This window comes from Microbacterium sp. BF1 (assembly GCF_019279095.1).
Classification (GTDB): domain Bacteria; phylum Actinomycetota; class Actinomycetes; order Actinomycetales; family Microbacteriaceae; genus Microbacterium; species Microbacterium maritypicum.
Genome location: NZ_JAGYWT010000133.1, coordinates 1 through 5,707 on the forward strand (window position 1 = coordinate 1; position 5,707 = coordinate 5,707).

Below are 5,707 nucleotides of genomic sequence, written 5' to 3' on the forward strand. Positions count from 1 at the left end.
GACGACGCCGCGCAGGTGCTGGTGCCCGCCGGGGTCTGGCAGGCCGCCCGTCCGCTGGATGCGGAGGAGGTCCTGGTGTCGTGCTTCGTGTCCCCAGGTTTCGATTTCGCCGATTGGCGACTGGCCGCATCGCCTACTCTGTAGAGGCAGACCCGTCTCTGCAGAAGCAGACCCGTCCTGCCTCGCCGTCTTCTCCATACCCTTCCTCGCCCTGGAGTCATCGTGCCCTTCGCCCCCTCCCTCCGCCGCGCGACGGTCGTCGCCGCTGCGGCCGCCGCCATCGCCCTCACCCTCTCCGCGTGCAGCACGCCGTCGACCGACTCCGGCAGCGGAGACGGCTCGGGACTTCCGACCGTGACCGAGGGCAAGCTCACCATCGCCACGGGTGAGCCCAACTACGAGCCGTGGTTCGTCGACGACGATCCCTCCAACGGCGAGGGCTTCGAGGGTGCGGTCGCCAACGCCGTCGCCGAGCAGCTCGGCTACACGGCCGACGACATCGTCTGGGTGCGCACCACCTTCGACGGCGCCATCGCGCCCGGCCCCAAGGACTGGGACATCAACCTGCAGCAGTTCTCCATCACCGACGACCGCAAGAAGGCCGTCGACTTCTCGTCGCCGTATTACACGACCACGCAGGCCGTCGTCGCGGTCGGCGGCTCGCCCGCGGCGTCGGCGACGACCATCGACGAGCTCAAGGCCACCAAGGTCGGCGTCGCCAGTGGCACCACCAGCTACACGGTCGCCAAGGCTCAGCTCGGCGAGGCCGACCTCAACGTCTTCAACTCGGTCGACGACGTCGTGCTCGCACTCAAGGGCGGTCAGATCGACGCCATGATCACCGACCTCCCCGGCGCCTTCTACGTCGTCGGCGCCCAGCTCGACGATGGTGTGGTCACCGGACAGTTCGCCGACGCGAACGGCGGAGACGACTTCGGCATCGTGCTGCCCAAGGGCTCAGCCCTCACGGCCGATGTCACCAAGGCGGTCGACGCCCTGCGTGACAACGGCACGCTCGACGAGCTGCAGCAGAAGTGGCTCAGCGACGCGGTCGACGTCCCCGTCCTGAAATGACCTCGACCTCCGTCGACGCGGAGTGGCAGCCGAGCGAGCTCGAGCTGTCACGCCGCGCTCTGCGGCGTCGGGCGACCACCCGATCCGTCCTGATCGCGTTCGGCAGCAGCATCGCTCTGTTGGCGGTGCTGATCGTGGTCGTCGTCAACACCCCGGGTTGGGTGATCGTCAGCCAGACGTTCTTCGACCCGCAGGTCGCACTCCAGAGCATCGGACCGATCTTCCAGGGCCTGCTCGTCAACCTGCTGGTGCTCGTCATCGCCGTGGTCTGCGTCGCGATCCTCGGCACGCTCCTGGCCACCATGCGCTCGCTGCGCGGCCCGGTGTTCTTCCCGCTGCGCGCGCTCGCCGCGGCCTACACCGACTTCTTCCGCGGCATCCCGCTGCTGATCGTGCTCTACCTCGTCGGCTTCGGCATCCCCGCGCTGGGGATCTTCCCGCGCATGCCTCCGATGTTCTGGGGCACGATCGCGCTGGTCCTGACCTACTCGGCCTATGTCGCCGAGGTGCTCCGTGCGGGCATGGAGGCGGTGCACCCCTCGCAGCGCATCGCGGCGCGCTCGCTCGGACTCACTCACGGCCAGACCCTGCGGATCGTCGTGATCCCGCAGGGTGTGCGCAAGGTCGTCCCCGCCCTCATGAACGACTTCGTGTCGATGCAGAAGGATGTCGGCCTGATCTCGGTGCTCGGGGCGGTCGATGCGGTGCGCGCAGCTCAGCTGATGGTCGCCGAGACCTACAACTTCACGCCCTACGTCGTCGCCGGCCTCATGTTCATCGTGCTCAGCTGGCCGATGATCCGCCTGACCGATGTCGTCACGGCGCGTCTGAACAAGCGCGAGCAGGCCGGAGGAGTCGTATGAGCGTCCCCGTGATCGAGGCCAGGGGCGTGCGCAAGCGCTTCGGCGACCACGACGTGCTGCGCGGCATCGACCTCTCGGTCGGCACGCACGAGGTCGTCGTGCTGATCGGCGCCTCGGGCTCGGGCAAGTCGACGCTGCTCAAGACCATGAACCTCATCGAGGGCATCGACGACGGACAGATCTTCCTGTCCGGCGAAGACATCACTGACCCGCGGGTCGACGCCGATGCCGTGCGGGCGCGGATCGGTGTCGTGTTCCAGCACTTCAACCTGTTCCCGCACCTCACCGTGCTCGACAACGTCACGCTCGCGGCGGTGCGGGTGCACGGCATGCGCAAGACGGAGGCGCGGGCCAAGGCGCGCGAGCTGCTCGATACTCTCGGTCTCGGCGCCAAGGCCGACGAGTATCCTGACCGGCTCTCGGGCGGACAGCAGCAGCGCGTGGCGATCGTGCGCGCCGTCCTCACGCAGCCCGAGGTGCTGCTGCTCGACGAGATCACCAGCGCGCTCGACCCGCAACTGGTCGGCGAGGTGCTCGACCTGGTGCGGCAGCTGAAGCAGCAGGGCGCCACGATCGTGATGGCGACCCACGAGATGTCGTTCGCCCGCGAGGTCGCCGACCGTATCGTGTTCCTCGAGCACGGCGTCGTCGTCGAGCAGGGCCCGCCCTCTCAGGTGTTCGATGCCCCGCAGCACGCCGCCACCGCAGAGTTCCTGGCACGCGTGCAGCACTGAGTCGAGGTGCTCGACGAAGCGCTCAGGCGAGCTCGTCCTCCGGCCGTCGAGGACTCGGGTCGGGCGGCAGGATCTCGATCGGATGCGCGGCGGTGCGCTGAGCCCGCCACCAGATCACGAAGCCGATCGCGGTGAAGACGCCGTAGAACACGTACATGAAGCCCGTCGCGTAGTAGCCCGAGCTGAACAGCAGGGGCACTCCGACCACGTCGACGGCGATCCAGACCAGCCAGAACTCGGTCCAGCCCTTGGCCATGCCGTAGGTGGCGAGCAGCGACCCGACGAATGTCCAGGCATCGGCCCAGACCGGCTCCCACGACCCCAGCAGACGGAACAGCGGCGTGAGGGCTACGGTGCCGACGACCATCACCAGCACCATGCCGATGCGCGCGCTCGTCGGTGCCCAGCGCGGCACCACACGTCCGCCGTCGAGATTCCGCCAGCGGATCCAGCCGTAGATCGCCACGGCGATGAACATGATCTGCCGCCCGGCCTGACCCAGCAGATGCGGCAGTGACGGATCGGGGCTGAGTGCGGAGCCCAGGAACACCGTGAGCAGCAGCAGGTTGCCGATGATGCCGACCGGCCACGCCCACACCTTGCGACGCATGCCGCCGAGCGCACTCGCGAGACCGAACGCGTTGCCCACGACCTCGCGCACCAGGAGCGTCTGCCCGCCGGGCAGCATCCACTGCGAGTTGAAGGCGTCGACGAACCACTCGAGCAGGTTCATCGTCAGGAACCGGCGTCGGGCTCGACGCGGTCGTCGAGCACCAGCTGCAGCATGCTCAGATCGAGCCAGCGCCCGAACTTGGTGCCCACCTGCGGCATGCGTCCGACCTCGACGAAGCCCAGGCGTTCGTGCAGGGCGATGGAGGCGGCGTTCCCGCTCTCGATCCCCGCGATCATCACGTGCATCCCCGCGGCGGTGGCGCGCTCGACGAGCGCGGCCATCAGGGCCGTGCCGATGCCGCGACCGTGCTGACCGCCGAGAACGTAGACCGAGTGCTCGACCGTGAGTCGGTAGCCGCTGTGGGGACGCCACTGCGCGTATGATGCGTAGCCCAGCACGCCGGTGTCGTCGACCGCGACGATGACCGGGTAGCCGCGGGTGGTGCGATCGGCGAGCCAGGCGACGCGGTCGGCGAGGTCGACCGCCTCCTCGTTCCAGATCGCGGTGGTGTGCAGCACGGCATGGTTGTGGATCGCGGTGATCGTCTCGAGATCGGCGGTCTCGGCATCCCTGATTCGCACGGCTGTCATCGGCGGGCGGTCTCTCTTCTTCAGCGCTTCGGGTGCGCGTGCTTCGTCGGCGCTCGGGTGCGCATCGCCGACGCTAGCAGGAGGAACCGGCGTCCGGGGGGAAACGGCCGAACAGTTACGCAGCTCAGCCCACGGGCCTCGCGCTCACGGCCTCGCGCACGAGGATCGCGCGCCTCATGTCGACCATGATCGGGTCGAAGAAGCGCTCCCGATAGCGGGCCTCGCTCACGGCGGAGAACACGAACGGCAGGGCCGCGATCACCGAGAGCAGGGTGGCCGCCTTGAGCAGGTTCACAGTGAGCGGCAGCTTCGCTCCGAAGAACTCCAGAGGCTGGACGGCGAGCGGCTGCGCGGCGCTGCCGGGGCCGAGCCAGATGCCGACGACCCCCGTGGGGACCGCGATGCCGCCGATCACGATCAGCAGCGCCGCGAGGAGACCCGCGAAGAACAGCGCCTGTACCAGCTGCGCGACGGTCATGGCGAGCAGGATGTTGATGCGCTGTGGTGCGCGCAGTCGACCCGGAGCGCCGGGCAGGAGGCGGCGCCCTTCGGCGGGGGTGCCGAGCAGCAGTGCGCTTCGCTGTTCCGCTGTGGGCGCCTGCGCGTCGTCGTCGATCTCGGACGCGCTGACCCGCAGCACGACGATGCCGGCGAGCACGGCGACGACGAGGCCGAGCAGGGCGATCGATCCCCAGGACAGGGCGGAGGCCATCTGCCACACCTCGGCCGAGAAGAAGGAGAACACGACGAGCATCAGGATGACCGGGAGAGCGATCGAGGCCATGTGTCCGATCGCCGAGACGTTGCGCACCGCGAGGCGCGAGGCCCAGGAGATCATCGCGCCACCGCCCATGCCGGTGACCAGGATGCAGAGAGCGAGGACGAGGATCGTCCGCAGGACCGGACCGACGGTCGCATCCGGCTGGACGCTGTAGCCGTAGCTGATCGTGAAGGCGAGGCACGCGGCGATCAGGAGGAGTGCGACTGCCGTGCCGATGCCCATAGGGAGACGACGCAGCACGGCGCGCACCAGGAAGTAGGCGGCCCAGGCGAGCCCTGCCGAGAGCGTGAAGAGCACGACGGCGACGACCACGACGAAGGCGGCCTCCTCGGCCGAGTCGTCGAGGGCGAAGTCGAACACGACCTCGATCCCGTCCTGGAAGAGATAGGCCGCCACGGCGACCCACGCGATCAGGGCGCGACGCGTCGCGGAAGGTCGGTGAACCAGCGCCGCAGCGGCACGAACGTCGGAAGGCCCTGTTCGCGGAACCAGCGGTCGGCGTCGCGCTTCGTGCTGTGCGGCTTCGGCGAGGGCGGGGACGTGGGCATGGCGATGAGATTACGGCATCCGCGATGCCCGAGTTATCCACAACCCTTCTGAATTTTCGAATATATGTTCTAAACTGGAGGCATGGCGATGGGTTCCCGCTTCGGGGCGACGTCGGCGCCCAGAGTCAGCAGGATGCCGCTCGAGAGGCCGTTGCCGACACCGAGGACGGCGGCGAACATGCCGAACCACAGAACCGCCGCATCCACGTCGTGCGTGAACGACAGGGCGAGGAACCCTGCGCCCATGAGAACCATCGCCGGCATCGCCGCCCACAGTCTGCCGAACCGGTCCATCACCTGGCCGCTCGCATAGAAGAGCGCGAAGTCGATGGCGCCCGAGATGCCGACCACGAGGGCGATGGTCGAGGCATCCAATCCCAGCGACAGTCCCCACAGCGGCAGCACCACCTGTCGCGCCGAGCGGACCGCGGAGAGCGACGCGGC

At 68.5% G+C, this 5,707-nt stretch carries 9 protein-coding genes; 4 read left to right on the top strand and 5 right to left on the bottom strand.

The window, feature by feature from the left end; genetic code table 11:
* The first annotated feature begins 15 nt into the window (after nt 1-15).
* The 4 genes from KZA10_RS06710 (at nt 16) to KZA10_RS06725 (ending at nt 2,671) form a co-directional block, all read left to right on the top strand.
* Nucleotides 16-144 carry a cupin domain-containing protein gene (locus KZA10_RS06710; protein ID WP_374196552.1) on the top strand — a complete coding sequence of 43 codons (129 nt, stop codon included), beginning with the start codon at nt 16-18 and terminating at the stop codon, nt 142-144.
* A gap of 78 nt (nt 145-222) precedes the next feature.
* Nucleotides 223-1,074 carry an ABC transporter substrate-binding protein gene (locus tag KZA10_RS06715; protein ID WP_055871287.1) on the top strand — a complete coding sequence of 284 codons (852 nt, stop codon included), beginning with the start codon at nt 223-225 and terminating at the stop codon, nt 1,072-1,074.
* Nucleotides 1,071-1,937 (top strand): amino acid ABC transporter permease, encoded by an 867-nt coding sequence (locus KZA10_RS06720; RefSeq protein ID WP_218682473.1) that lies wholly within the window; start codon nt 1,071-1,073, stop codon nt 1,935-1,937. Before KZA10_RS06715 ends, KZA10_RS06720 begins: the two co-directional genes overlap by 4 nt.
* Entirely contained in the window at nt 1,934-2,671 is a 738-nt protein-coding gene (locus KZA10_RS06725) for an amino acid ABC transporter ATP-binding protein (RefSeq protein ID WP_055871285.1), read from the top strand. Before KZA10_RS06720 ends, KZA10_RS06725 begins: the two co-directional genes overlap by 4 nt.
* 22 nt (nt 2,672-2,693) lie before the next feature.
* Here KZA10_RS06725 and pnuC read toward each other — a convergent pair whose 3' ends face one another.
* The 5 genes from pnuC to KZA10_RS06750 all read right to left on the bottom strand — a co-directional run.
* Complete coding sequence (gene pnuC, locus KZA10_RS06730; RefSeq protein WP_055871280.1) at nt 2,694-3,404, bottom strand: nicotinamide riboside transporter PnuC; 711 nt, start codon at nt 3,402-3,404, stop codon at nt 2,694-2,696.
* Nucleotides 3,405-3,406: 2 nt separating this feature from the next.
* Nucleotides 3,407-3,934 carry a GNAT family N-acetyltransferase gene (locus tag KZA10_RS06735; RefSeq protein WP_055871278.1) on the bottom strand — a complete coding sequence of 176 codons (528 nt, stop codon included), beginning with the start codon at nt 3,932-3,934 and terminating at the stop codon, nt 3,407-3,409.
* Between the two features lie 124 nt (nt 3,935-4,058).
* The gene (locus KZA10_RS06740; protein WP_218682474.1) at nt 4,059-5,111 is read right to left on the bottom strand and encodes a hypothetical protein; all 1,053 of its coding nucleotides are present in this window, start codon (nt 5,109-5,111) and stop codon (nt 4,059-4,061) included.
* Between the two features lie 14 nt (nt 5,112-5,125).
* Nucleotides 5,126-5,263 (bottom strand): hypothetical protein, encoded by a 138-nt coding sequence (locus KZA10_RS06745; RefSeq protein ID WP_218682475.1) that lies wholly within the window; start codon nt 5,261-5,263, stop codon nt 5,126-5,128.
* A gap of 69 nt (nt 5,264-5,332) precedes the next feature.
* Nucleotides 5,333-5,707: MFS transporter (locus KZA10_RS06750; protein WP_256934507.1), on the bottom strand; the 375-nt coding region annotated here is incomplete at its 5' end.